We start from the raw sequence: 22,630 nt of genomic DNA, 5'->3' as shown, positions 1-22,630 counted from the left end.
GGTTCTCCTAACGGACCGTGGTGAGGTCGTTGTTCTTAGATTCCCGCGTCAGGGCGATGAAGACAATCGAGACGAGGGCCATGACGGACAGGAACACCACCACCGGCAGGATGCTCTGGCCGGAATCCTTGTAGAGGCCGGCGATGATGCCCGGGGTGAAGCCTGCGCCGATGAGGGTGGCCAGCTGGTAGCCCACCGCGGCACCGGTGTAGCGGGACGTGGTGCCGAACTGTTCGGACACGAACGCTGCCAGCGGCCCGTACAGGGATGAGTGCAGGATCAGCGCAACGGTAAATGCTACGAAGACCAGGCCGACATTGCCGGAGCCCAGCATGCCGAACATGGGGAACAGGTAGGCGATGAACAGGGCCAGGCCGGCGATCATCACGGGCCGGCGGCCGAACCGGTCGGACAGGCGGCCGCCCAGGAGGACGAAGATGATGGAGATGGCCGAGGCCCCGGCGAACGCGTACAGCACACCTTGCTGCGGCGCTCCCTTGGAGACGGCATAGGTGACCGAGAAGGTGGGCAGCACCACCTGCAGGCCGAACCCGGCGGCGCCGGCGAACATGATCATGATCAGCGCTTTGGGCCGGCGCAGCACCTCAAGGAGCGGGATCTTGCGCTTGGTGCCGGCCTGGGCCTCCTCCTTGGCCACCGCTTCGGCGAAAATGGGGCTTTCCGAGACCCGCAGGCGGACGAACATGCCCACGATCAGGAGCACGAAGGACAGCAGGAACGGCACACGCCAGCCCCAGGCAAGGAAGGCGTCCTGCGGAAGGGCCGAGAAGGCACCCATCACCAAGGTGCCCAGCACGGCGCCGGTGGGGGCGCCGGCGTTGACGAAGGACGCCGCGAAGCCGCGCCGCTTGGGATCGGCGTGTTCCAGCGCCATGAGGGCGGCGCCGCCCCATTCACCGCCGACGGCGATGCCCTGGCAGACCCGCAGGAGCACCAGGATCACGGCGCCCCACGGCCCGATGACGCCGGCGCCCGGGATCAGGCCGATGAGGGTGGAGGCGATGCCCATCATGGCCATCGAGATGATCAGCATCCCCTTGCGGCCCACCTTGTCACCGAAGTGGCCGAAGATGATGCCGCCCAGCGGCCTGGCCACGTACCCGGCAGCGAAGGTGGCATAGGCCGCCACCACGCCCACCCATTCGTCCGTTCCGGCGAAGAAGACCTTGGGGAAGGCCACCGCTGCGGCCGTGGCGTACAACAGGAAGTCGTAGAACTCGATGGTGCTGCCCAGATAGCTGGACAGGATGACCGTGCGCGCTTCCTTGCGCTTGGCGGCCGTGCCCGCGGGTGCGAGCGTGGTGTGTCCGGACATGGCTGTTCCTAAAGACGGAGGAATGTGGGGTTTTTGGGGTTGCCTGAGGCGGCGGCGCCGGAGGGCGCAGCCTGGGTTTTGGAACTGCTGTTACTGGTTGAAGCGGCTTACTTGTAGAAGCGGGCCAGGAATTCGGCGACGACGGCGGGCCGTTCCTGGCCTTCGATCTCGATGGTGGCGTTGACCTTGATCTGGGCGCCGCCCTTGACCTCGGTGACGTCGGCGATGGTGGCCTGCATGCGGACCTTGGAGCCGACCTTCACCGGGGAGGTGAAGCGGACCTTGTCCAGGCCGTAGTTGACCTTGGTGGTGACGCCGTCGACGTCGAACAGCTCTCCCCAGAACGGGATGATCAGCGACAGGGTGAGGAAGCCGTGCGCGATGGGGGCGCCGAACGGGCCGTCTTTGGCGCGTTCGGGGTCGGTGTGGATCCACTGCTGGTCGTCGGTGGCGTCCGCGAACTGGTTGATCTGGTCCTGGGTGATCTGGCGGTAGTCGGTGGTGCCGAGGTCCTTGCCGGACAGGGTGAGCAGGGTGTCGAAATCGACGACGAGATTGGGCATCGTTGCCTCCTGGGAGTTGTTGGTTGGGTGGGGAAGAAGTGGTTCAGCGGGTGAAGGCGCTTTGGCCCGTGAGGGCGCGGCCGATGATGAGGGCGTTGATCTCGTGGGTGCCTTCGTAGGAGTACACGGCCTCGGCGTCGGCGTGGAAACGCGCGACGTCGGCGGCGAGGGTGATGCCGTTTCCGCCCACCACTTCCCGGGCCAGCGCTACGGTGTCGCGCATGAACAGGCAGGTCTGCATCTTGGCCAAGGCCGAGTCCTGGTCGCGGTAGGTGCCTTTGGTCTGCTGCTCGGTGAGCCTGACCACCAGGGACAGGCTGGCCGTGACGTTCCCCAGCATGCGGGCCAGTTTCTCCTGGACCAGCTGGAAGGACCCCAGGGTGCGTCCGAACTGACGGCGTTCGTTGACGTAGGCGAGGGCTGCCTCGAAGGCGCCGGCGGCAATTCCGGTGGCGATCCAGGCGACGTCCGAGCGCATGGCCCGGAGCATCGCCGCGACGTCCCTGAACGAGTCCACGTTGTGCAGCCGCATGGACTCGTGGACACGGACGCCTTCCAACGTGATGTGGGCGTTCTGCATCATCCGCAGGGCCGTCTTCCCGTGGATCTTCTCCAACGTGACCCCGTCGGCCTCCCGGTCCACGAGGAAGGCCTTGACCTGTCCGTCGGCGGTGTCCCGGGCAAAGACGGCCAGGACGTCCGCGGTGGCGGCGCCACCGATCCAGCGCTTGGCGCCGTCAAGGATCCAGCCGTCCCCTTCACGGCGTGCGGTGGTGGACAGTCCGCCGGCGATGTCCGATCCATGCTCGGGCTCGGTCAGGGAGAAGACGCCTTTGAGCGAGAAGTCGATGACCTTGGGCATCCATGCGGCCTGCTGCTCCTCAGAGGCGCCAACGCGGATGGCTGTCCGGAACAGGCCGGCCTGGGCGGTGTACCAGGTGGCCAGCGAGGCATCGGTGCGGGCAAGTTCGAAGATCCGGAAGCCCTGGTAGATCCCGCGCGCGGGCCCATCTTTGGTGAGCTCCGCAGGTTCCATCAGGTCCAGGTCGATCAGGGGGCGGGCGAGTTGCTCCGGGAATTCGCCGCGTTCCCAGTACTCGGCCAGCAGGGGTTTTGCTTCCCGGTCCAGGAAGTTCCGCAGCCGGGACAGGACCCGGCGCTCGTCTTGAGTGAGCAGGGACTCCGCGTCGTACCAGTCCGCCGCTTGGTAGAGCCGGGCACCCACGCCGGGTGCCGTCGTCGTGCTGCTGGTGCCCATCTCAGCCACCCAGCCCGAGGAGGCGCACCGCGTTGTCCTTGAGGATCTTGGGCCGGACCTCGTCCTTCAGGGGTAGGTCCGCGAAGGCACCGAGCCATTTCTGCGGGGTGATCAGCGGGAAGTCGGTGCCGAACAGCACCTTGTCCTGGAGGTAGGAGTTGGAGGCCTTCACCAGGGACTCCGGGAAGTACTTGGGCGACCAGCCGGAGAGGTCGATGAACACGTTGGCCTTGTGCGTGGCGATGGAGTTTGCCTCGTCCTGCCACGGCACCGAGGGGTGGGCCATGATGATCTGCAAGCCCGGGAAGTCCGCCGCCACGGCGTCCAGGAGGAGGGGGTTGGAGTAGGCGAGCTTGATGCCATAGCCGCCGGGCAGGCCCGCGCCCATGCCATTCTGGCCGGTGTGGAAGATGGCGGGCAACCCCAGTTCCTGGAGGGTCTCCCACAGCGGGTAGAAGCGTTCGTTGGACGGATCGAAACCCTGCAGGGAGGGGTGGAACTTGAAGCCGCGGGCGCCGAGTTGGATGGCCTGGTGCTTGGCCCCTGCGATGGCGTCCTCGCCGGTGCGCGGATCGACGCTGCCGAACGGGATCAGGACGTCGTTGTTCCGGGCGGCGCCGGCGATGAGTTCGGGGATGCTGTTGGGTTCGTGCTTGAGCTGGGTGCGGGCGTCCACGGTGAAGACGACGGCGGCCATGTTCAGTTCGCGGTACACCTCGGCGATGCGGTCAAGGGACGGGGTGCGGTCCTCGGCCTTGAAGTATTTGGCCGAGGCTTCCGTCAGTTCCTCCGGCAGGGAGCCGTGGCCGCAGCTGTCCACCTCGAGGTGGACGTGCATGTCGATGGCGTCGAGCTTGGTGGCGTCGACGCCCAGCTCGTAGCGGTCGGTAGCCATGATCAGCGGGCCTGGGCCGGTTCGGGCTGGAGGTCGGCTGGCAGCGGCAGGAATTCCTCGCCGTAACTTTGAAGCGTCTCCGGTGTGAACAACTGGCCGGCGCTTTCCAGCAGCGCCTCGTAACTCCAGCCACCTTCCCGGTATTCGGTAGTGGCTGCCTCCGGGTGGGTCCACACCTGCAGCCGGTCACCGCCTGCACCGATGGCCTGGCCGGTGATGGTGGCGGCCTCGTCGGAGGCGAGGAAGGCAACCAGCCCGGCGACGTCGTCGGCCGTTCCAAAACCCAGGTCGTGGCGGAAGAAGGACGGCATGGCCTCGCCGCGCTCGTCGGCTTCAACTGCCTTCTGGAAGTAGGGGACGGTCTTGGTCATGGCGGTGGCGGCGACCGGGATGACGGTGTTGACCGTGACGCCGGCCTTCTTCATTTCCAGCGCCCAGGTGCGGACCATGCCCACGATGCCGGCCTTGGCGGCGGCGTAGTTGGTCTGGCCGAAGTTGCCGCGCTGGCCCGTGGGGGAACCAATGGTGATGATGCGGCCCTGGATGTTGTTTTCCTTGAAATAGGCGAAGGCTTCGCGGACGCAGGTGAAGGTGCCCTTCAGGTGGACGTTGATCACCAGGTCGAAGTCCTCGTCCGTCATCTTCAGCAGGGACTTGTCACGCAGGATCCCGGCGTTCGTGACCAGGATGTCCAGCCGGCCGAAGGTGTCGACGGCTCCGGCCACCAGGGCCTTGGCGGCGTCGGTGGTTCCCACCGGAACCACCACCGCGGCGGCCCGGCCGCCGTCGGCCTCAATCTGCGCCACAGCTTGGGCGGCAGTCTCAGCGTTCACGTCATTGATGACGACGGCGGCGCCTTGGCGGGCCAGTTCCCGTGCGTAGGCAAGGCCGAGGCCCTGCCCGCTGCCGGTGACGATTGCAACCTTGCCGTTCAAGCTCATGGCCTGCTCCTTCGCATGCGCCGGCCGAAGCCGTTGGGGTGGTCCCACTGCGGTGTGAGATCCTTGTCGGGATCAATGAAATTACGGATCATTGAAAAAGTCAACGATTGTTTTTTACACCGGAGTTGTGATGGCCACCTTGGGCACCGAAGTTCAGACCCCCCGCCTTGCGGCAGCGAGGATCGGCAGTGATGTGGGTCTGCTGCTGGCCAAACTGCACGCCGCCGGCTCGGTGCTGAACAACAAGGCGCTGGCGGACTTTGGCCTGCGGGAGCGTTCCTTCTCGGTCCTGACGCTGGCGTGCAGCGGGCTGGAGCCGACGCAGCGGGAACTGGCGGACTTCCTCAGCCTGGACCCGAGCCAGGTGGTCACCCTGGTGGACGACCTGGAGCGCCGCGGGCTGGTGGAAAGGGCGCAGGGGAAGCAGGACCGTCGGGCCAAGATCATCGTCTCCACGGCCGAGGGCCGCAGGATGCATACCAAGGCCCGGGCAGCCCTGGACGCCGCGGAACTTCACCAGCTGGCCGGACTGACCGACGGTGAGTCCCAGGAACTGAAGCGGCTTTTGCGCAAGGCCCTGTGGGGCACGGCGGAGTAGGCGTCCGGCTGGATTTCTGTAATTCTCATCGTCCCGCTGTGGCTACCACGACCCCGACGTTTCTTCGACGAGGTTTCGGACGACCCAGAATCCCCTGACGCCTCCCGTCAAACGCCGGGTCCCCACGGCAGAGCCGCCTAGACACGGCCTATGCCGTACACGTCATCCGAGCGCCCGCTGAAGGATCCTTTACCGGGCACCCTGGGGGGATTACCTATCGGGGAAGGTCAATAGGCCCTGGTTCTGTTCGCGACGTCGCGGTTTCGGATGTCTGCCACGACCTGATGAACTCCGGAATGCTTTTGCCATGTTCTGACCGGGACGAAATAGTAATTGGCGGGGATACTGATTCTTTCCAGACCTGGACCAGGTGCTGCTCGGTCGGGGCGTCCACAACGAGGTCAAAAGCTGCATCGCGGCCGGTACTGTGGACCCTTGCACGGTAGCTGCCCTTTTCGTCACCGGTTACGTTGCCAATGTCCTTCATTTCCCAATCCGTGGGGGTATTGAAGTAGGCCCGCCCTTCCGGCAGTGTTAGGGACACTTCGTGGACGTCTTCCCACACAGGAGCCGCGGCTTCCGGACGTTCTTGCAAAACCTCGATCGCCAATTCGACTGGTCCCGAATGCACTCCGGTGAACACCAGAGGCACTCGAAGGGCTTCCGGTTCTTGGCCCCGTCTGGCAGCTTGCAGCGCCGCTATAGGGTCTAAAGGAGGGAACGGATCGACAACCAAATCCACGGCGTGGCCAACGGCGCGTATGACAAAGGCGGCTGACTCGATCACAACCTCAGCCTAGCGTCGGCTGCTTGTGCCGTAAGTGGATCCTTCAGCGGGCGCCGCCGACCCTGAGGTAGTTGTCCTCCGCCGAAAGTGAGTTTTGGTTTTTCAGCCAAGGCACCCAGCTAGATCGCGGTATAGAGCTGGTCAAGGGTAAGTGCTCCAATAACGAGGCTAGCCATGCCGACCATGCCCGATCCGATGGTGCAAAACTTTTTTGCACGGGTCCCAGGACGTAAGAAACTGGCGGCGGACAGACCTAGAGCTAGGACTCCGGCACCCCCAATGCATAGAACTGCAGAAAAAGGGTGGATGGGCAGTCCGTCAGCCAGGAACAAAGTGAGCGGAAACGCCAGAAGGACTAACGCCGCACCTACCACTGCTGTCAAGACCAGGGCGACCCGGCTCCATCGAAAAGCGCTTATCACCTTGCCCCCTAATTGGATTGGACTACCTCTATCTTCATCTCGCCGGTCGCCGCTGGCCACCCTCGACAAACTCTGTCCGCTGGGGGATCCCCACCGGACGCCGCTGCGGAGGATGAAAGAAAGGTCCGCCGACCGGGTAACGGTGCCTGATGTTGTCGGGCTGCCATTTCATGTCGGTCGCGATGTGGCATGGGAAGCTGGCGTGAGCCTGGCGAATCCGGATCCCGATGGACCGCCAATCGGCGCCCTAGCTTGGCCCGGACTTTTCTACATCACATCGCAGCGTCCCGCCGCCGGCACCATCGTCTATCGCTGGGATTCTGTGGCAGTCGAGGTTGTCGCGCACGGAAATGCGGAGTCCAACGCATGGCTGAAGCACCCTGATGCCCCGCCCGCGGGCTCTTCCCATGCCACGACTCCGCAGCCTGAGCAACGCGTCGATCTCACGGAGACGGAGCCTCCATTGGAGTGACCTGCAAGGCACTGAGCAGCGGATATGAATACCGGCAAGGTCGAGCAACGTCTTCAGTTCGGTTTCCCATGCGCCCTGTAAAGGATGGTGCATGGGCCACCTGCTCCCGACTTCGCGGCGTAGGCTCGGGCCTATGCGGATTGTGCGAGCTGCTCCAGATGACTCCGTCGGAGGTGGCGATCTACCGCCGAGCTACAGAGTGCGTTTTTGGTTTCCACCGCCGGCCATGAATTTCGCCTGGCTCGTTGATGAATGGGATATCACCGATGCCAGAGAAGTCACTGACGTTATAGCCTGGGCAAGAAGCAAAGCAGGAGGAAATCCCTTCGAGATTTTCCTCAGCTGGGAGGATCACCATACCTCCAAAAACGATCAGCCAGAGCCGTACTCCCGGTATGCACTGATCTACGGGAAGCCTGCCGTCGAAGACGCGACCACAGAGACCATCTCCTTCGAATCGAAGTAAACCGAGCGACGCTGGGGCGCCCACTTGGGGAACGGCTTACGGGCGCGTGACCGTACCCACAAGGACGTTACTGTGAATTTTGCGCCAGCCGTCTGATTCAAGAGAACGGGTATCGAAGCCGGTTGTCACCAGCTTTACAGTGGGCTGGCCGATGTGGCTAACGGTGACGATTTCACGGTCACCAGTAATCCCATCGCTACAGCCTGTGAACCACTGGTCGGGCTCGTCGACTGGGTAGACGGCAATGCACGCAGTGGCGTGGTCAGAGCTTTCGGCTGCGTAGTACTTCACGCCAGCGTCCTCGGTGAGAAACCGGAAGCCGGACGGCAGGTTGGGGTTTACACTGCCGATTTCGGCGGGAATATCGTCTTTGGCTTCTGCGGTCCTTTGGACGGCGGCGATTCCTGAGTAGCCGGAGCACCCGGTCAGAGAAAGCAGGGCAGAAACGGCGGAAACAGTCGTCAGTGTGCGGTATTTCAATGTTCCCCCAAACAGTTTGAAAACCCTACCCTACCCAAGACAGAAGCGGGACTGGTTCCCTGGTGGGCATAGTCCTCGATAAAGGCACCCACTAACCTGAGCTCCTGAATCAGCGCGGTGTCCGGTGAGGGATCCCTTACCGAACGCTCTGCAACTCGCGTCTTGGTGTAACGCTAGGAACGCTCAGTGACAAGGTGCTCCTTCCGGGCGAACAGCTTCCTTCTCAGTGGGGGGAGCTGGCGCGGATGCCCCACTGGATTTCCCGCTCGCGGCGCTCAAGTCCATGGACCGCAAAGCCATCGAACACTAAACCGTCGGTAGGGTTGGCCCATGGCACACCTTGTCGAGCACCTTGAACAGTATCTGGGGACCATTGCCGTGGGGTGGTCCAAGGATGCAGACGGCCACCCGCAGCATGCGCAGGTCATCAGGCTCGTTGACGGGCCGATAGAGGGTGTGACCTCGTATTCGACTCTGGGTCTCAGCCGGTACCCGCTGGCCGTGCCGGGTAAGGCGTCCGTCCGGATGGAGCTCCTGATAATGGTCCGAAGCGGCCACTTTGAGCGCTTCGTCCCGTCGATCTTGCAGCAGCTCGTGGATGGTGTGATCCACCAGGGGCGGGCGCCTCTGCGGGGTGAGGTCATCGGCCCGTGGGGGCCGCTGGATCCAGACACCGGCCTTGAAGCCTTCTACTTCGGTATCCCCGTCTACCAGCCGAAAGCGTTCGCGACATGTGAGGACCCCGAGGGGCCGATCGTCATCTCTTGGCTCATGCCGCTCTACCCTGCCGAAGCTGGCTTTGTTTCGACGCATGGCTGGCCGGCCTTGGAAGACCTCTTGGCCGAACACGACCCGGACCTGACGGACTGGCGCCGACCTTCGCTGCCAGTCCACACCATATAGATGGTCGCCGCGGCCGGTACAGAATCCTTCTACGGGCGCTCCGATTACTGCCCCGGCGTCCTCCGTCTAATTCTGCGAGTACATGCTCAATGGGGGGGTTGCTACCAAGAAAGACGGCTAGCGCTCCCGCTGAGATCAGCGCGATGAGCCCTGCCGTGACAAGCCCGAGCATCACCCCTGGCGGCGTGTAGCCTCTTTCGTTCAGCGCGATGAAAGCCACCGTTACGAGCGCGGCGAATACGAGCAGGCAGCCGATCACCGCGCCAATCCACCTTCGAATTGATGAGTCCGCTCTATTTCCGAGGGCGCGGCGGACCAGTTCCAGCCCAATCACGGCAATGACTTGCCAACACAGGACCGCGCAGACACCCCAGAGGATTGCCTGGCCAGCGAGAGAACCCACTTCAGGGAAAAGGGAGACCGTCCGCTCCACCGCCGCCGGCCAAACCCACACCTGCACCACGACGGACAAGAGAAGTAAGGCCACCAGCGCGACAACCAGTGCGAATAAGATTCCCCGGCTAAAAAACAGGCTCGGCTGAACGGTGCGTTCTTTAACGTTACCCATGGCCGAAGCGTAACCCTCCGCTTTGAGATGGCGCAGCCACTCGGAATAGGAATCAAATGATGCCACGCCGCCTTCCTCAACCGTCCCATAAGACGATCCCTTATCGGGCGGCGTATCGACGGTCAGGAGCAGATGTTGAGAAAGCCTGTGGCACCGGGAGGAGCAAGAAAGGTGACGATGTGGCCATTGTCGTCCCGGAATATAGCCTTTGAACCGGACACGGTCACGGCGCCGTCCTGATAGGGGTTTCCCCATCCCGGAGGTGGATTGCCCTGACCGTCGTCCAAGGGTGTTTCGGCAACGAAGAATGTGTCCTCCACGCGCAATTCCTTGATTCCGCAGTAGGTATAAAGCCGGCTTGGCATGCCCGAAGCAGCGGGGGTCAGTGTTTCCGGGGAGGCTTTGGTCATCGGCGCGGCAGGAACAGCGCACGCAACCAGGACGGCCGATAGCGCAAGGGCCAATGATGAGCGTCTGATTTTTTCGGTCATGCGACCGCCCCCAATTCCCGATCAGGCTCAAAGAGTATGCCGTGGGAAAGAGCGCGACAATGCTAGGGCTGGTCACATTTTCCTCACGGCCTCCGGTACTGGATCCTCAACCGCGCCGTTTGCGTCAGAGTTGAAAGGTCACTTCGGCGTTCTCGGATTTGAGGGTCAGCGGAGTGCCTAGATCGAACTGGCCATCTGACGGGAAGGCCAGGTAGAGGATTCCTCCGAAGGGGCCGTCTGAAAGCGAGTTGCTTTGCGCGGTCATTAGCGCCGTGCCGTGTCCATCTGTGAGCGTAAATCGCTCATGCACCGCTGCCAGAGTTGTTGCTGCCCTATGGCTGGATGGAATTCGGGCCTCTGATCGGAGGCGAATGAGGAGATGGGTCTCTGTGGTCTCCAAGGTCTGGACCGTGAGATCCATGCCGCTCTTACGGACGATGGTCAAGTTGGACGTGAACATGGTTGCATTCTAGGCACTGAGGAATGAGTGCGATATTGCTTGATGGGCGCTAAGTGTCCGGTGAAGGACCCCTCAGCGGACGCTCTCATGAGGGTTGCGGCCCGTAGATTACTCGATGGTGAGCTTTGCAGGGATGACTGTCCGAAGGTTCAAGGCGGCCAGAAAGGCCACTATTTGGTAATCGCCGGCAGGCAGGTTCTTGAGCTCGGGGTTATTGCGAAACACTGGAAGCATTGTTTCCCGCCCTGGTTGCAAGCTAGGTAACCGTGGGGTGCTTCCTGTGGCGTACCAGCCGTTTCCGATTTGCTCGCCGTGTTGATTCAGCACTAGGCCCTGGACATAGGAGGTGTCTTCCTCGGTGGGCGTCCACTCCCGCAATGATTCGTTTACGAGAACGACGTTGATCTCAGGCATAGATCCCATCGCCATTGAATAGGTTGCTTTTGCCCAGTCCAGACGCAGGCCAATCCGGCGTTCCTCCTTGATGGGAACCGGACCACAGCTGGAGAACGGTGCCGCAAACTGCCACCCGTTGTCGTCTCGGGACAGCTGAACGAGCACCCACCTATCGGGTTCCACCTCAGATGGGGCGCCCAGGATCACGGCCTCGTGGGCCCACTCCGGGTGGAAGGTGTGAACGATTCTCCAGCCATTAGACGGGAAGTCATCCGGAGCTCTCGGTGGAAGCCTGTTCTCAGCCGGCAACCAAGCGGAGACGATTTCGTCCCAAGCAGCCCCCGGCCCTTCCAGCAGCGAGAGCTTAACGTCCCAATTCCCGAGCTGAACTAGTCTTTGCGCCGCGTCGTCATTCCCCATGGTCTACATTCTGCCTCGTCACTACGAGGTACACCGACCGTAAGCCGATCCTTCAGCGGGCGCATTCGGCAAACGACGTGCTGGTTCAAAGGCGTGATGCAGAATAGGGCCAGCTCCAACCTGTGATCGTCCAGTCAACGTGTTGATGAATAATTCGATGTGGCAAGCTGGCGCACATGAGAATAGCCGCCCTAGTCGTAATGATCGGATCTCTGGTCGTGGCAGCAGGGCTCCCCGTGCTTTTCCTGATTAGACACCGCGGCAAGAAGATGGACGAGAATCCCTATAAGCATTGGCTGATAGGGACGTCGGTCGCAGTAGTGATCGGCCTAGCCGCGTTGGTTCTGTACGGAATTTCAGTTTGAGGACGCCAACTGTCGCATCCCGATAGTGGATCCCCCGTCGGCGCAGCTGATTTATTACGTAGCGACCTCTTGAGGGATTTGCCCAAAAACGTTCCCGTGCCTGCAGTTTTGTGAGTGACTATTCACAGGAAGAAGAGCTAACCATACTGCGGGCAGGTAGAGCATGAGCGAAGCATTAGTTTTCGCCGTCGTGGGGACGGTATGGCTCATTTTTAGAAAGCGTATCGCTCGCCGGCAGGCGCAGATCATCACGGTTCTTGTTGGAGGCAAAGAAGTGCCCGGTAGCCGCGTGAAGGGATTGGAACAGCTCGGGCTGGCTTTTTGCGTCTTGCTGTTGGTGGCCGCGGGAGTTATCACTTTCGTCACTCTGGCGGTCAGGACATGACCTGGGGGCCCGGTGTAACGGGGCCATTCTTTGTCATTATGGGCATCTTCCTGCTGCTGAGTGCAGTTGGTCTTTTTTTGATGCTGCGGTGGATGCTTGCCCGCTTCGACGTTTTGCCGCGGAAAGATCTCGCCCGAAGTGGAAGATCAGGAAGGGTTGGTTTCCAGTACAAGCACGTAGTAGCCTCGTCGGTTCTTGTGGGACTCTTGGGCGTCGCATGCCTGGTAATCGGAATCTTGAACCAATAGATCCCCCTGCGCGGGCCCGTAATCCGGTGGTTCAGCAGTCTCCCTGGCGCCCGGTAAAGGATCCCTTCACCGGCCGCCGTTGATGTAGTCAGTTCGGCGAGTCAGGCGTCTCGGTACGCGCAGTTGCGGTTTCGTCGGCTGATGGCTTTCTCCACCGCTGGATTTGGAAAACCAGCCATGCTGTGGCGGCAACCGGCACTAGCGGGAAGACGGGCCTCCCGCTGAATGCTGCTACGGCAAAGGCGATCCAAAGAACACCACTGAGGACCCTCATGGAGATCAATGATTTGCGGGTAACCCGGTAGGAAGGCAGTTCAATCCCTTCGGCGCGGAGCTGTCGGGCCTCCGAAGCTGCGGCCCGGATTAAAGGAACAAACATTGCAGCCAAAACGGCGGCTATAAGCGTGGATCGCCACGGTTCCGGAACGCCGAATGCCTCGAGGGCGGACCCCAGCAGTGATCCCAGGATAATGAACCAAAAAATTGCCCAACCGGCCAAGCGCCTCCGCTTAGGCGGCATTCCCTCTAGGGAATCCGGTGGCCATGACTGCCACTCGTATCTGTTGTCGCTCTTGCCTGCCCCCGTGGCCATGTCCACAGGATAGCCTGCACGGGGGCGCGGGGAGCGAGAGAGTCCACCGTTGAGATTACCTGGCCGGGACGTGCCCCTAAGCCGGTGGCTCAAAGGGCGCACATGTGCCCGATTGCGGATCCTTTACCGGGCGCTGCGCTCTGGTTAGACAAGATGGACTGCAATTATGCTGGCGTCATGGCATCCCGGCGGCTAGGCATATTTCTTCTCTGCGTGGGTGCGCTTAATGCGCTCATCGGGACCATGCTGGCCATCCAGGTCCCTTCGGAGCGAGTCGGCGGCTCGCCGTACGTAATCATTTTCTGCGGGCTCATCCTGATGTTTGCTGGTTATTACACAGGGAAGCGCAAAGCATGAAACCCACAGCTACCGATTAGGCCTTGCGATCAGCGGGAAATCTCCCGGTCCGCGCGAGTAAACACGGTGAACCTGGCTTTATCCGTCCGTTGAGGGATCCCGTTGCGGACACAGAAGGGACCGGCGCCGCCGGAAAGTCCGGGTGGCATTGCGTTCCTAGAGTCGCGGCAGCTGGGAAATCGGACCTATGACAGGATCTTTTTATGACTCCAACACGATCTGCTGACGAGCTTCTTGGCGTCGATTCTCCCGCGTGGCCGTGGCTGGAGGAGCTCTTGGCTGGCGCGGTGGTCGACTTCAAAGTGTTGGCAGCGGACGACGCGTCCAAAAGGAACGTTCTCTTCCGCCTGCAGGTGACAGCCGCGTCGACGCTGGGAGCAATTGCGTCGAACTGCGCGGCTATCGTCATCGACCACGGATGGGTCCGCATTCTCGGCGCTGGCGCCAATGGAATCGAGGACATCGCTACAGTAAACGCTTTAGGTGATCCCGATCCTCGTGCAGTGCCCCCAAGTCATCTCGTCATTGCTTACGACGTCCTGGGTGGCGTTTTCGCTATCAATCACGATGATCTTCGTGCCGAGCCCGGTGAAGTCTGCTACTGGGGTCCGGACACTCTGGAGTGGACGCCCCTCGGAGCCGGCCACACGGCATTCGTCGAGTGGCTCGTAGGGGGCGGAACAACGGAGTTCTACCGCGAACTGAGATGGCCGGGATGGGAAGAAGAGGTCGCAGCGCTGTCCCTCGACGAGGGCATAAGCGTCTACCCGTTCCTCTTCACGAAGGAGGGCCAGAACATCGCAACGGCGGCAAGAAAAACCGTTCCCTTCCATGAACTGCTCTATTTAAATGAACACATGGCCAACAGCCTCAGCGCGAATCAGAATGGAGGACCTCCGCCTGGCGTTCGGTGAGGATCCTCATAAGGACACGCTCAACAGGCTTCCGCGGGCAGGTTTGGGCGTGGACCGGCGATAGATTTGGCCGGTGACGGATTTGACTCCTGAATCTCAGCGAATGCGCGCAATCGTTGACAACCAAGCTCCGCTTTTGAAGGCGGCGGGGTTCAAGAAGCGTCGACACTGCTCCAACCGTCTCGCCAGCGATGGTCTCGTTCACGTGGTCTACTTCTGGATGGCGCCAAAGGAACCACCCGCATGGACGGAGGTCCCCGGCTTGCGCGAGCGTCTCTATGGGTCGTTCCGGCTCGACTTCGGGGTGCATGTGCCGGAGATGACCCGTACTCACACACCTCGACGTCCGTGGATCAATGACTACGACTGCCATCTAAGGCGGACTATCGGTCAACTGATCAGCGGGCAGGATGCGCGTGATAGCTGGTGGAAGCTCGACGACCCCAACGCGTCAGGGAATGCCGACAGTGCACTGCGCCAGGTCGGGCTACCGTGGCTTGATTCCTTTCCCGACGCGCTCAGCATCCCGGTCAGCCTTGACGAGGTCGGTCCGCTCCCATTGGGCCTCGGCCCAGCCGGGTCACTCGACATCGCAGATCTCTGCCGGACCCGGGGAGACGACGAGCGAGAGCGTCGAGTACTGATCGAATATGTCCAACGTCCCGTCCTGCAGTCGCACATTCGATACCTCACGAGCTACCTCGACCGTCACGGCCACCAAGACTTGATCCCAGAAATCAAGGGCCGTCCGCCGGCTTAATGCCAATATCCGAACGGAAGACCAAGTTCCCGTTCAAGGATCCTCAACCGGGCGCACTCGCTCCGGTGAAGATTCTAAGTGTGCAGCGACTCACATGGGGAACACGTTGAAGACGTCCTTCTTCCGCTTTACACCCCAGCGGCGCACTGATCCGTCCGCCCTCCTAACAGCCAAAGACTGTTGCACCTTCAAAATGTCCACGTCTTTTGGGTAGTCCTCGTTGGTGTGCGCGGAAAACTCTTCGGCGAATCGTTGGTTGATGAGGGGTGCAAGCTCCTTCCGCTTCCGCCATCCGTAGATGGAAAATGCCACGAACAGCGCGAATGGGATGAGCCCAAGGCTGAACCACGGAAGGTCCGGAAGATCAGAGCCCCCGAATGAATCGATGCCCCACAGAATCCAGAACACTAAGAAGGAAGCTGTGGCCAAGGTGCTGGCCGTCCTGGTTTTCTTAGCCTCGGGGAAGGCAACTGTAAAAGCGGTACTGCCTTCATCCATAAGACGCTCCCATATCGCAGAAAGAACTTGGCGACAGAGTAACGCGGTTAGAGGCGGAAATGCAGCACAGTTTTCATACGGCCAGCTTGACTTCGCCCGCTCAGGGATCGGCTATCGGGCGCTGCGTCAGGTAAAGACCTGCGTTTCTTGACAAGATCATGGCATGGACTCGATCTTCGTGAATGGAACCGTCGGCGTCGAAAAGTCAACGCTTGCGGATGCGCTAGGCGCGGCTGAACGGGGATGTCATACAGTCATCGATCTGGACGCAATTCGAAGGTTAAGCCCCGCGCCGAGTTCGGACCGGTTCAACCACGAGCTCGAGTTACTCAATCTGCGAAGCCTCGCACGTAACTATCGGACTGCCGTCCGCGACCCGCATCGTGGTGGTCAGTAGCCGATGACTCACCTCATTCGCCTCGAAGCCTGGTTCGCGGCACACCGCTACATCCTGGAACAGCACGGCCAAGTCACATTTATGCTCAGCCCACCGGACATGGATAACCCCTCAGCTCATCTCTTGGTTGCACTCTCCAAGGACTCTGATGTCGAGTTGTTGCTTTGGGAATCCGGGGATGCGGAATTTAATCGTGGACCTTTCACGGCCTCGGTTTTTGAGCACGTGGAACTGGAGTCCCCAGAGGAACTGAGGGATCTACTCACGCGATTCCTCGACACCGTGATTGCAAGCAACGTGTGTGATTCGGCGGATGGAAAAAACATCTAATGTCCAGGACAAGTGACGCACCGAGTCGATTGACACTCATCCGTCCAGCAAGGGATCCTCTAACGTTCAGCCGACTCGCCGTGTGATTTGCCAATGATGGGGCGAAAACCACGAAGGACTCCGATACCGCCTACGAGTGACACCAGGGCCCCCACGATCATGGCGATGCCAAGCACACCACTGCCGATTGCCAAGAAATAGACGCCGAATGCCACCAAAAGAGCAGACGCAGCAAAGCTGATTGAGACTCCGACGATCACGGTTGTCCGTAAACCACTCAAGTGCATTCTCCTGCGTTGTAGGGAAATCTGATTCTGGTTCCTCGTCTTCATCCGCTTGCTGAACGCAATCTTCACTGACACCTCGACTTGAGACAATGCTCCCTATGTACGGCTTTTGAAACTGAGCGCTGTTTCACAGGAATGGTCAAACCACCCCGGGTTACGAGACACCGAGCGCCCGTAAGCCGGTCGTCCACCGGACGTGCCGGCGCTGCCCATCGACTCGTTCCAAATCCGCGTGCATCCGCCAAGGCCGGATTCCCGTATACCCCGCCCGAATTAATGCCCGGTGAAGGGGCCTTATACGCTACAGCCCGAAGCATGCTCATCGGTAATGCCCGCTACTCGACCAGCAACCAGGACCTCACCGCCCAGCGTCATGCCCTCCACGGCCTGGGAGTCAACGACGACATGGTCCACGTCGACCACGGATTTACCGGCACTAAACGAGACCGGCCCGGCCTGAAAAAGGACCCGGCGGCGTGCCGCAACGGCGACACCTTCGTTGTCACCAAACTTGACCGGTTGGCAAGGTCCCTGCCGGACGCAAGGGATATTGCCGACGAACTCACACGCAAGGGCGTAATCCTCAACATCGGAGGCAGCATCTACTACCCCATGACCCGGTTGGAAAGCTGCTGTTCAACGTCCCTGGCATGGTCGCGGAATTTGAATCCGACCTTATTCGCGCCCGGACCCGTGAAGGCATGGCGGTGGCGAACGTGATCGCTTCCCGGCAGTGAGGGCACGGCCTTGGAGCTTTCGTGCAGAAGACTCTCGACCAAAGTGACGCCTCGTGCAGAGGACTTCGAACACTCCGATTCCCATACCCGTCTGCACACATCCGGCACTTTCGGGGCAGCGTGTGCAGACGACTTCGGAAAATGAAAGCCACTTTGATTGCCAGTCATCGAGAGGGATCGTGACTTTTTCGAAGCCGGCATAGTTGGCGTCAGCCTACGCTCTGGCGTCGCCACCCATCTTTAGATCTGGGCCCGCCGCTCTGCGCGGACGGCCGCTGCTTGAGGCGTGGGATCCTGACGACGTCCGCCGGCAGTACACGCCATACATCGATACCTACGGCCCGGTCCCCTGGACCCGCACCAGCTCAGCGGCGAAGAGGCCTTCTGGCTGCGGACCGGGGTCATTGACGCGTGGCGGGCGTTCCCCTGGGAGGACCCCGGCCTGCCGCCGGAACTCCTCACCCGCGAATTTTCCGGGTCAGGGCGTAGGACCCCACCGCCTATGCCGCCCGAACCGCCGCCAGTTCCGCCGCCAGGAAGTCCAGGGCGGGCTGCCCCTCGGGAAGCCCTGCCGTGTGGTTGAGGTGGCCGTGGACGGCACCCCGGGCCAGGAAGGAGGACACCGGAACCCCGGCCCGCTCCAACGAGGAAGCAAAAAGCTCGGTCGAGCCGCGGGCGTCGTCGTATTCGCAGGCCAGGAGCGCTGTGGGCGGAAGGCCGGCGGGATCGGCATACCCGGGCATCGCATAGGACGGCGCCATGCTGACAGGTCCGCCCACGTAGTTCTCCGCCGTGCGGATGCAGTCCTCCAGGGTGAACCGTAAATGCCGGGGCAGGCCGGCCATGACCGCCTCGTCGAGGCCGCCGGCCGGCGGCGGGAGTTCGGCATGAAGGAAGGGGTAGGCCAGCAGGAGCTTGGCCGGCAGCGGCTTGCCCGCGTCAACCAGGTAGAGCGCGGCGCCCACGGCAAGGTTGCCGCCGGCACCGGCACCGCCCAAACAGAGCAGGTCCGGATCCAGCCCCAGGGATGCGGCGTTCTTCCGCGCCCAGAACCATCCCGTCAGGGCATCGTCATGCGGAATGGGGTAGGAGACCCCGTCCCGTGCCAGCCGGTAGTCAACGGACAGCACCGGCGTCCCCCGGTCCGCAAGCACCCGGGCCAGGTAATCAGATTCGGGAATGTCCACGCTGCCGCTGACGAAGCCGCCGCCGTGCAGCCACACCAGGGCCGGGCTGCCGGTTCCGGATGCTTCGCCGTAGATCCGGAGCGACACCGGCCCGTGCCGCCCGTCCGCAGTGACCGTGTGGATGGGGACGTCGGGGCCAGGCGTCCGGACGGCGTCGGGATTCAGGAACCGCGGGCCTTCAGGGCTGGCAAGGTACTCGGCGAAACCGTCGGCGGTTCCCCCCGGGCCGCCGGCCGTGGGAGCCTCCGCGGCAACCGCCACTGGCTCTGTCCGTGGTGTCATGGCGTGCCCAGCTTCCTGGAGAAGTAGCGGACGGCAGAGTCGAGGATGTCCGCCATCCTGCCCTCCGCGCCGAAGAAGCAGTGGTCGGCGCCCTCGATGGTCACCACCTCATGCTCCACCCCCGCCTCGGCGAGCGCGGCGGCCAGCAGGTCGGTCTGCGAATGCGGTACCAGCCCGTCGGAGTCACCGTGGACCAGGAGGAACGGTGCGGCGCCGGCGTCCACGTAGCTGACCGGGCTGGCCGCAGCCAGCAGCTCCGGATCATCCGAGCCGCCCACCAGCATGTACTCAGGCTGCAGGGACATGCCAGGCGGCACCGCCGCGGTCAGGGCAGCGGGAAAGAAGCCCTCAGGCATGGACATGGGAGGGATGTCCACCAGCGAGGAAACACCGTAAAAGTCGACGACGGCGCTGACGCCACTGGAGTGCCCTTGCGCACCAAGTCCGCCTTCAAGGCCGCCGTGGTTGCCGGTCAGTCCAAGGAGGGCCACCAGGTGGCCGCCGGCGGATTCACCCCAGGCGCCGAACCGGTCCGGGTCGACGTTCAGCTCTGCGGCAAATTCGCGCAGGTACCGGACGGCGGCTTTGAGGTCGTGGAGCTGGGCGGGGAAGGGTGCCTCAAGGGAGTGCCGGTAGTCAGCCGTGGCACAGGCAATGCCGGCCTCGTTGAGCAGCCGGAACACCGAGTTGGGTGCGAATGTGGGCGGCAGTTCCCGGCGGTCGCCCAGCTGGAACGCGCCACCGTGCACCCAGAGCACCAGCGGTGTGGGGCCGGACGCCTGGCGCGGCAGCCAGATGTCCAGCTTCAGCGGCCGGAACCCGATGGCCCGGGCATACGTGATTTCCCGGTGCACGGCGGACACGTCCGAGACCTGCTCCGGTGTTCCGGGCGCGTCAAAGACGGGGAACGCCGGAACGTCCCTGCCGCCCGGCCGGGAAACGTCAGGACGGGCGGGGTCGAGAATGCCGGTAGCGTCTTCCACTGTCATAGTGTGCTCCTCATCAGTTCGGGTGTGGCAGCGTCCCCACCGGTGGCGGCAACGAAAGTATGGATTCCCGGCCCGACGACGACGGCCGGTTCGCCGGGCAGCAGCACCTCCGCGGTGGTGCCGGCGGGGATCGTGGCAGTGAGCGTCAGCCCGGCGTCGTGCTGTTTCCCCGGGGACGCTGCCCCCTCCGCCACGGCCCACTCCACCTGGATCAGGCCGCGCGGCCCCAGGTGGGAGGTGGAGGCGGAGGCCAGCCCGGCACCGGGGCGTGGCTCGATGATGATCCGTTCCCAGCCGGCGCTTCCCGGTGCCTGGCGCAGCCCGGCCGTATACCGGTGCAGGAAGGTCACCACCGCGCCCTTGCTGTAGTGGTTGAGGGACTGGTGTGCGGTGCCGGCGGCGTCGATGCCGTTCCACAGCTCCCACACGGTGGTGGCGCCGCGGTCCACCATGGCCAGCCAGGACGGTTCAGTGTCCTGCATGAGCAGCTGGTAGGCCAGGTCCAGTTCCCCGTTGTCGGCCAGGACGGGGAGCAGGTAGGGCGTGGCCAGGAAGCCGGTGCCCAGGTGCGTGCCGGCGTCCCGGATCAGCTCCGCCAGCTGCGCCGTCACGCCGGCGCAGCGGTCGGGGCCAACCAGGCCGAAGGCCAGGGCACGGACGCAGTTGGCCTGGCTCGGTTGGGTGACGCGGCCGTCCGGGCCGAGGTATTCCGTTTCCCAGGCGTCCCGGATCCGGCCCGAGAGTTCTGCCAGCCCTGCCGCCTCGTCATCGCGCCCCAAAACACTCGCGATGCGTGCCATCAGGTCCGTGGTGTGGCGGTAGTAGGCGGTGGCCACGATGCCGTTGTCGGCGCTGCGGGCGGCGAAGAGGTCCGGCTCGGGACCGGCCGGTTCCATCCATTCGCCGAAATGGAAGCCCGTGTCCCACAGGTACTGTTCGTGCGGTGCCGGGGTGGGGTGTGCGGCGGCCCTGGCGGGGTGCCGCCGGGTTTCGGCGGAGGTCTGGACGAAGCCGAGCCAGCGCTTCATCGCACCATAGTTTTCGGCCAGGATCGAGGCGTCACCGGTGGCCAGGTAGACCTCCCACGGCACCATGACGATCGCGTCGCCCCAGCCGGCGGACCCGTTGGTGAAGCCCATGAACTCGGCCGAGGTGACGGCGGGCCCGGCCGACGGTGAAATGTTGGCGATGACGCCGTTCTCCCATTGGTCCGCCCGGACGTCCCGCAGCCACTTGCGGGAGAACCCGGTGACGTCGTACAGGTAGGCGGCGGCGGGGACGAACAGCTGCCAGTCTCCGGTCCAGCCGGCTTTCTCGCGCTGGGGACAATCGGTGGGGACTTCGCAGGAGTTCCCCAGGAAGCTCCATTCCGCGATGTCGTGGAGCCTATTCAGCCGCTCGTCGCTGCACCGGAAGGTGCCGATGCGTTCCAGGTCCGTCCGGACCAGGCAGCCGGTGACGTCCCCGGGATCCAGGTCCCGGCGAAGGCCCTGCACGGACACGTACTGGAAGCCATGGGTGGTGTGGCGGGGTTCGAAGACCTCGCCGCGCGCGCCGGCGGAGATGACCGTGTCCACCTGGCCGGCGTCGAGGAACGCCCCAGGTGAGCGGAAATTGTGCGGGCGCAGGTGGTCCCGGGTGACGTCGCCGTCCGTGCCGAGCGCCTCGGCGTATTCCAGTGTGACGATGTCGCCCGGCGCCCCCAGTTGGGTGAGGCGGATCCAGCCGTGGATGTTCTGGCCGAAGTCCACCACCTGGTTGCCATTTGGAAGGCGGGTGATGGAAACGGGGGTGAGTTCCCGGGTGACCCGGGTGGGCGGGGCGAGGGGCCCGGCCAGTGCGTCCACACTGCCGGGACGGACGACGGCGGGACGGGGCCCAGGTGCCGTGCCGGCGGAAGGTGCGCGGCCGGCGTCGTCCGATCGAAAATCGACGCGCTGGCCTGCCATGAGGTCCGCGCTGGTGATCTCCGTGCCGGACACCTGCCAGGTCGCGTCCGTGCCGATGACCTGCCTGCCCGCCCCGGACTCCAGCTCAAGCTGCGCCAGGAAGGCCGTGTGCGTGCCGTACGTGTCGGCGTCGCGCGTGTAGCCGAAGCTGCCGCGGTACCAGCCGTCGGTGAGGATGGCGCGGATGGTGTTGACGCCCTCGCGGAGCAGGCCGGTGACGTCATGGGTTTGGACCTGGAGGGTGGTGTTGTAGCTGGTGGAGCCGGGGGTGAGCTGCTGGTCTCCGACGCGGCCGCCGTTGATGAAGAGCTCGTAGATGCCGTGGGCGGTTGCGTAGGCGCGGGCCTGCTCCGGAGCAGTCTGCAGGGTGAAGGTTTTTGTGAGGGCCCAGCCGGGCCGCTCCCCGGGGGCGGGGACGTCCTCCTCGCCGGGCCCGATCCACTGCGCCGTCCAGTCGGAGGCGTGCAGGAGGCCGAGCTCCACGGACATCGGTTCGGACCAGCCGCTGGCCGTTTCGGTGCCGGCGGGGTCGATGTTCCAGGTGCGGACCCGCCACTCGAACCGGCTGCGGGAGTCCAGCGCGGGGCCGCTGTAGGGGATGCCGCCGCTTTCAGCCGACTCCACCCTGCCGGTATCCCAGCCGTTGCCGGCCGTGATCCGGTACGCGGCCTGGCGGACGGTTCCGGCGGGCGGTGTCCAGCTGAGCCGGGGTTCGCGGATGGTCAGGCCCATCGCCTCGGACAGGTGTTCGGCCCGAAGCCGGGTGGGGACGGTCATGCGGCGGGACTCCTGGCGTGCGGTTGCTGGGAGTTCCAGCATCGTGTGCCGCCACCGGTCCCCCACAGGGTGCTTTCAATGGTTGGAATAGTATTGTGGTTCAGCTCACTGCGGGCCACC

The 22,630-nt window shown here is 63.1% G+C and carries 23 protein-coding genes and 1 pseudogene; 9 read left to right on the top strand and 15 right to left on the bottom strand.

The window, feature by feature from the left end; genetic code table 11:
* Nucleotides 1-7: 7 nt before the first annotated feature.
* The 5 genes from QRM95_RS05845 to QRM95_RS05825 all read right to left on the bottom strand — a co-directional run bounded on the left by QRM95_RS05845 (nucleotide 8) and on the right by QRM95_RS05825 (nucleotide 4,993).
* Nucleotides 8-1,336, bottom strand: a complete 1,329-nt coding sequence (locus QRM95_RS05845; protein ID WP_285246861.1) for an MFS transporter — start codon at nucleotides 1,334-1,336, stop codon at nucleotides 8-10.
* A gap of 107 nt (nucleotides 1,337-1,443) precedes the next feature.
* Complete coding sequence (locus tag QRM95_RS05840; protein ID WP_018763272.1) at nucleotides 1,444-1,899, bottom strand: MaoC family dehydratase; 456 nt, start codon at nucleotides 1,897-1,899, stop codon at nucleotides 1,444-1,446.
* A gap of 43 nt (nucleotides 1,900-1,942) precedes the next feature.
* On the bottom strand, nucleotides 1,943-3,157 hold the full coding sequence (locus QRM95_RS05835; protein WP_285246860.1) for an acyl-CoA dehydrogenase family protein: 1,215 nt from the start codon (nucleotides 3,155-3,157) through the stop codon (nucleotides 1,943-1,945).
* Between the two features lies 1 nt (nucleotide 3,158).
* On the bottom strand, nucleotides 3,159-4,052 hold the full coding sequence (locus QRM95_RS05830) for an amidohydrolase family protein (protein WP_285246859.1): 894 nt from the start codon (nucleotides 4,050-4,052) through the stop codon (nucleotides 3,159-3,161).
* 2 nt (nucleotides 4,053-4,054) lie between these two features.
* Nucleotides 4,055-4,993, bottom strand: a complete 939-nt coding sequence (locus tag QRM95_RS05825) for an SDR family NAD(P)-dependent oxidoreductase (protein ID WP_285246858.1) — start codon at nucleotides 4,991-4,993, stop codon at nucleotides 4,055-4,057.
* Between the two features lie 130 nt (nucleotides 4,994-5,123).
* On the opposite strand from QRM95_RS05825, the gene QRM95_RS05820 reads away from it, so the two are divergent.
* Complete coding sequence (locus tag QRM95_RS05820; protein WP_018763268.1) at nucleotides 5,124-5,591, top strand: MarR family winged helix-turn-helix transcriptional regulator; 468 nt, start codon at nucleotides 5,124-5,126, stop codon at nucleotides 5,589-5,591.
* Nucleotides 5,592-5,805: 214 nt separating this feature from the next.
* Here the strand turns inward: QRM95_RS05820 and QRM95_RS05815 are convergent, their stop codons facing one another.
* On the bottom strand, nucleotides 5,806-6,378 hold the full coding sequence (locus QRM95_RS05815) for a hypothetical protein (protein WP_285246857.1): 573 nt from the start codon (nucleotides 6,376-6,378) through the stop codon (nucleotides 5,806-5,808).
* Nucleotides 6,379-7,363: 985 nt separating this feature from the next.
* Here QRM95_RS05815 and QRM95_RS05810 point away from each other — a divergent pair.
* Nucleotides 7,364-7,738: a hypothetical protein gene (locus tag QRM95_RS05810; protein ID WP_285246856.1), complete on the top strand. Its 375-nt coding sequence runs from the start codon at nucleotides 7,364-7,366 to the stop codon at nucleotides 7,736-7,738.
* Between the two features lie 36 nt (nucleotides 7,739-7,774).
* On the opposite strand, the gene QRM95_RS05805 is transcribed toward QRM95_RS05810, so the two are convergent.
* A complete protein-coding gene (locus tag QRM95_RS05805; RefSeq protein WP_109863678.1) occupies nucleotides 7,775-8,218 on the bottom strand; it encodes a hypothetical protein in 444 nt (147 codons plus the stop codon).
* 330 nt (nucleotides 8,219-8,548) lie between these two features.
* On the opposite strand from QRM95_RS05805, the gene QRM95_RS05800 reads away from it, so the two are divergent.
* A complete protein-coding gene (locus QRM95_RS05800) occupies nucleotides 8,549-9,121 on the top strand; it encodes a suppressor of fused domain protein (protein ID WP_109863679.1) in 573 nt (190 codons plus the stop codon).
* Nucleotides 9,122-9,811: 690 nt separating this feature from the next.
* Here the strand turns inward: QRM95_RS05800 and QRM95_RS05795 are convergent.
* The 3 genes from QRM95_RS05795 to QRM95_RS05785 all read right to left on the bottom strand — a co-directional run bounded on the left by QRM95_RS05795 (nucleotide 9,812) and on the right by QRM95_RS05785 (nucleotide 11,456).
* Nucleotides 9,812-10,180, bottom strand: coding sequence for a hypothetical protein (locus QRM95_RS05795; RefSeq protein WP_285246855.1), 369 nt, complete (start codon nucleotides 10,178-10,180; stop codon nucleotides 9,812-9,814).
* A gap of 124 nt (nucleotides 10,181-10,304) precedes the next feature.
* A complete protein-coding gene (locus tag QRM95_RS05790) occupies nucleotides 10,305-10,640 on the bottom strand; it encodes a hypothetical protein (protein WP_285246854.1) in 336 nt (111 codons plus the stop codon).
* Nucleotides 10,641-10,748: 108 nt separating this feature from the next.
* Complete coding sequence (locus tag QRM95_RS05785; RefSeq protein WP_285246853.1) at nucleotides 10,749-11,456, bottom strand: hypothetical protein; 708 nt, start codon at nucleotides 11,454-11,456, stop codon at nucleotides 10,749-10,751.
* Between the two features lie 528 nt (nucleotides 11,457-11,984).
* Here QRM95_RS05785 and QRM95_RS05780 point away from each other — a divergent pair.
* The 3 genes from QRM95_RS05780 to QRM95_RS05770 all read left to right on the top strand — a co-directional run bounded on the left by QRM95_RS05780 (nucleotide 11,985) and on the right by QRM95_RS05770 (nucleotide 15,077).
* Nucleotides 11,985-12,206 (top strand): hypothetical protein, encoded by a 222-nt coding sequence (locus QRM95_RS05780; protein ID WP_285246852.1) that lies wholly within the window; start codon nucleotides 11,985-11,987, stop codon nucleotides 12,204-12,206.
* A gap of 1,400 nt (nucleotides 12,207-13,606) precedes the next feature.
* Nucleotides 13,607-14,317 (top strand): DUF2625 family protein, encoded by a 711-nt coding sequence (locus tag QRM95_RS05775; RefSeq protein ID WP_285246851.1) that lies wholly within the window; start codon nucleotides 13,607-13,609, stop codon nucleotides 14,315-14,317.
* Between the two features lie 73 nt (nucleotides 14,318-14,390).
* Complete coding sequence (locus tag QRM95_RS05770; RefSeq protein WP_285246850.1) at nucleotides 14,391-15,077, top strand: DUF4304 domain-containing protein; 687 nt, start codon at nucleotides 14,391-14,393, stop codon at nucleotides 15,075-15,077.
* Between the two features lie 90 nt (nucleotides 15,078-15,167).
* Here QRM95_RS05770 and QRM95_RS05765 read toward each other — a convergent pair whose 3' ends face one another.
* The gene (locus QRM95_RS05765) at nucleotides 15,168-15,575 is read right to left on the bottom strand and encodes a hypothetical protein (protein WP_285246849.1); all 408 of its coding nucleotides are present in this window, start codon (nucleotides 15,573-15,575) and stop codon (nucleotides 15,168-15,170) included.
* A gap of 400 nt (nucleotides 15,576-15,975) precedes the next feature.
* Here QRM95_RS05765 and QRM95_RS05760 point away from each other — a divergent pair, with 400 nt between their 5' ends.
* Entirely contained in the window at nucleotides 15,976-16,302 is a 327-nt protein-coding gene (locus QRM95_RS05760) for a hypothetical protein (RefSeq protein ID WP_285246848.1), read from the top strand.
* 59 nt (nucleotides 16,303-16,361) lie between these two features.
* Here the strand turns inward: QRM95_RS05760 and QRM95_RS05755 are convergent, their stop codons facing one another.
* Nucleotides 16,362-16,658 carry a hypothetical protein gene (locus tag QRM95_RS05755; protein ID WP_285246847.1) on the bottom strand — a complete coding sequence of 99 codons (297 nt, stop codon included), beginning with the start codon at nucleotides 16,656-16,658 and terminating at the stop codon, nucleotides 16,362-16,364.
* A gap of 246 nt (nucleotides 16,659-16,904) precedes the next feature.
* On the opposite strand from QRM95_RS05755, the pseudogene QRM95_RS05750 reads away from it, so the two are divergent.
* Nucleotides 16,905-17,302: pseudogene (locus QRM95_RS05750) on the top strand (recombinase family protein); the annotation flags it as partial.
* 346 nt (nucleotides 17,303-17,648) lie between these two features.
* Complete coding sequence (locus QRM95_RS21085; RefSeq protein ID WP_109044224.1) at nucleotides 17,649-17,909, top strand: PaaX family transcriptional regulator C-terminal domain-containing protein; 261 nt, start codon at nucleotides 17,649-17,651, stop codon at nucleotides 17,907-17,909.
* Here the strand turns inward: QRM95_RS21085 and QRM95_RS05745 are convergent.
* Genes QRM95_RS05745 through QRM95_RS05735 form a run of 3 tightly spaced genes read right to left on the bottom strand, consistent with a single transcriptional unit; the run spans nucleotide 17,827 to nucleotide 22,510 of the window.
* On the bottom strand, nucleotides 17,827-18,795 hold the full coding sequence (locus QRM95_RS05745) for an alpha/beta hydrolase (protein ID WP_285246846.1): 969 nt from the start codon (nucleotides 18,793-18,795) through the stop codon (nucleotides 17,827-17,829). The genes QRM95_RS21085 and QRM95_RS05745 overlap by 83 nt on opposite strands.
* Entirely contained in the window at nucleotides 18,792-19,784 is a 993-nt protein-coding gene (locus tag QRM95_RS05740; protein ID WP_285246845.1) for an alpha/beta hydrolase, read from the bottom strand. Before QRM95_RS05740 ends, QRM95_RS05745 begins: the two co-directional genes overlap by 4 nt.
* Complete coding sequence (locus QRM95_RS05735; RefSeq protein WP_285246844.1) at nucleotides 19,781-22,510, bottom strand: alpha-L-rhamnosidase; 2,730 nt, start codon at nucleotides 22,508-22,510, stop codon at nucleotides 19,781-19,783. Before QRM95_RS05735 ends, QRM95_RS05740 begins: the two co-directional genes overlap by 4 nt.
* Nucleotides 22,511-22,630: the final 120 nt, after the last annotated feature.

The sequence above is a fragment of the Pseudarthrobacter sp. efr-133-R2A-89 genome, from assembly GCF_030209315.1.
Taxonomy (GTDB): Bacteria; Actinomycetota; Actinomycetes; order Actinomycetales; family Micrococcaceae; genus Arthrobacter.
This window is presented reverse-complemented; position numbering and strand designations above follow the sequence as displayed.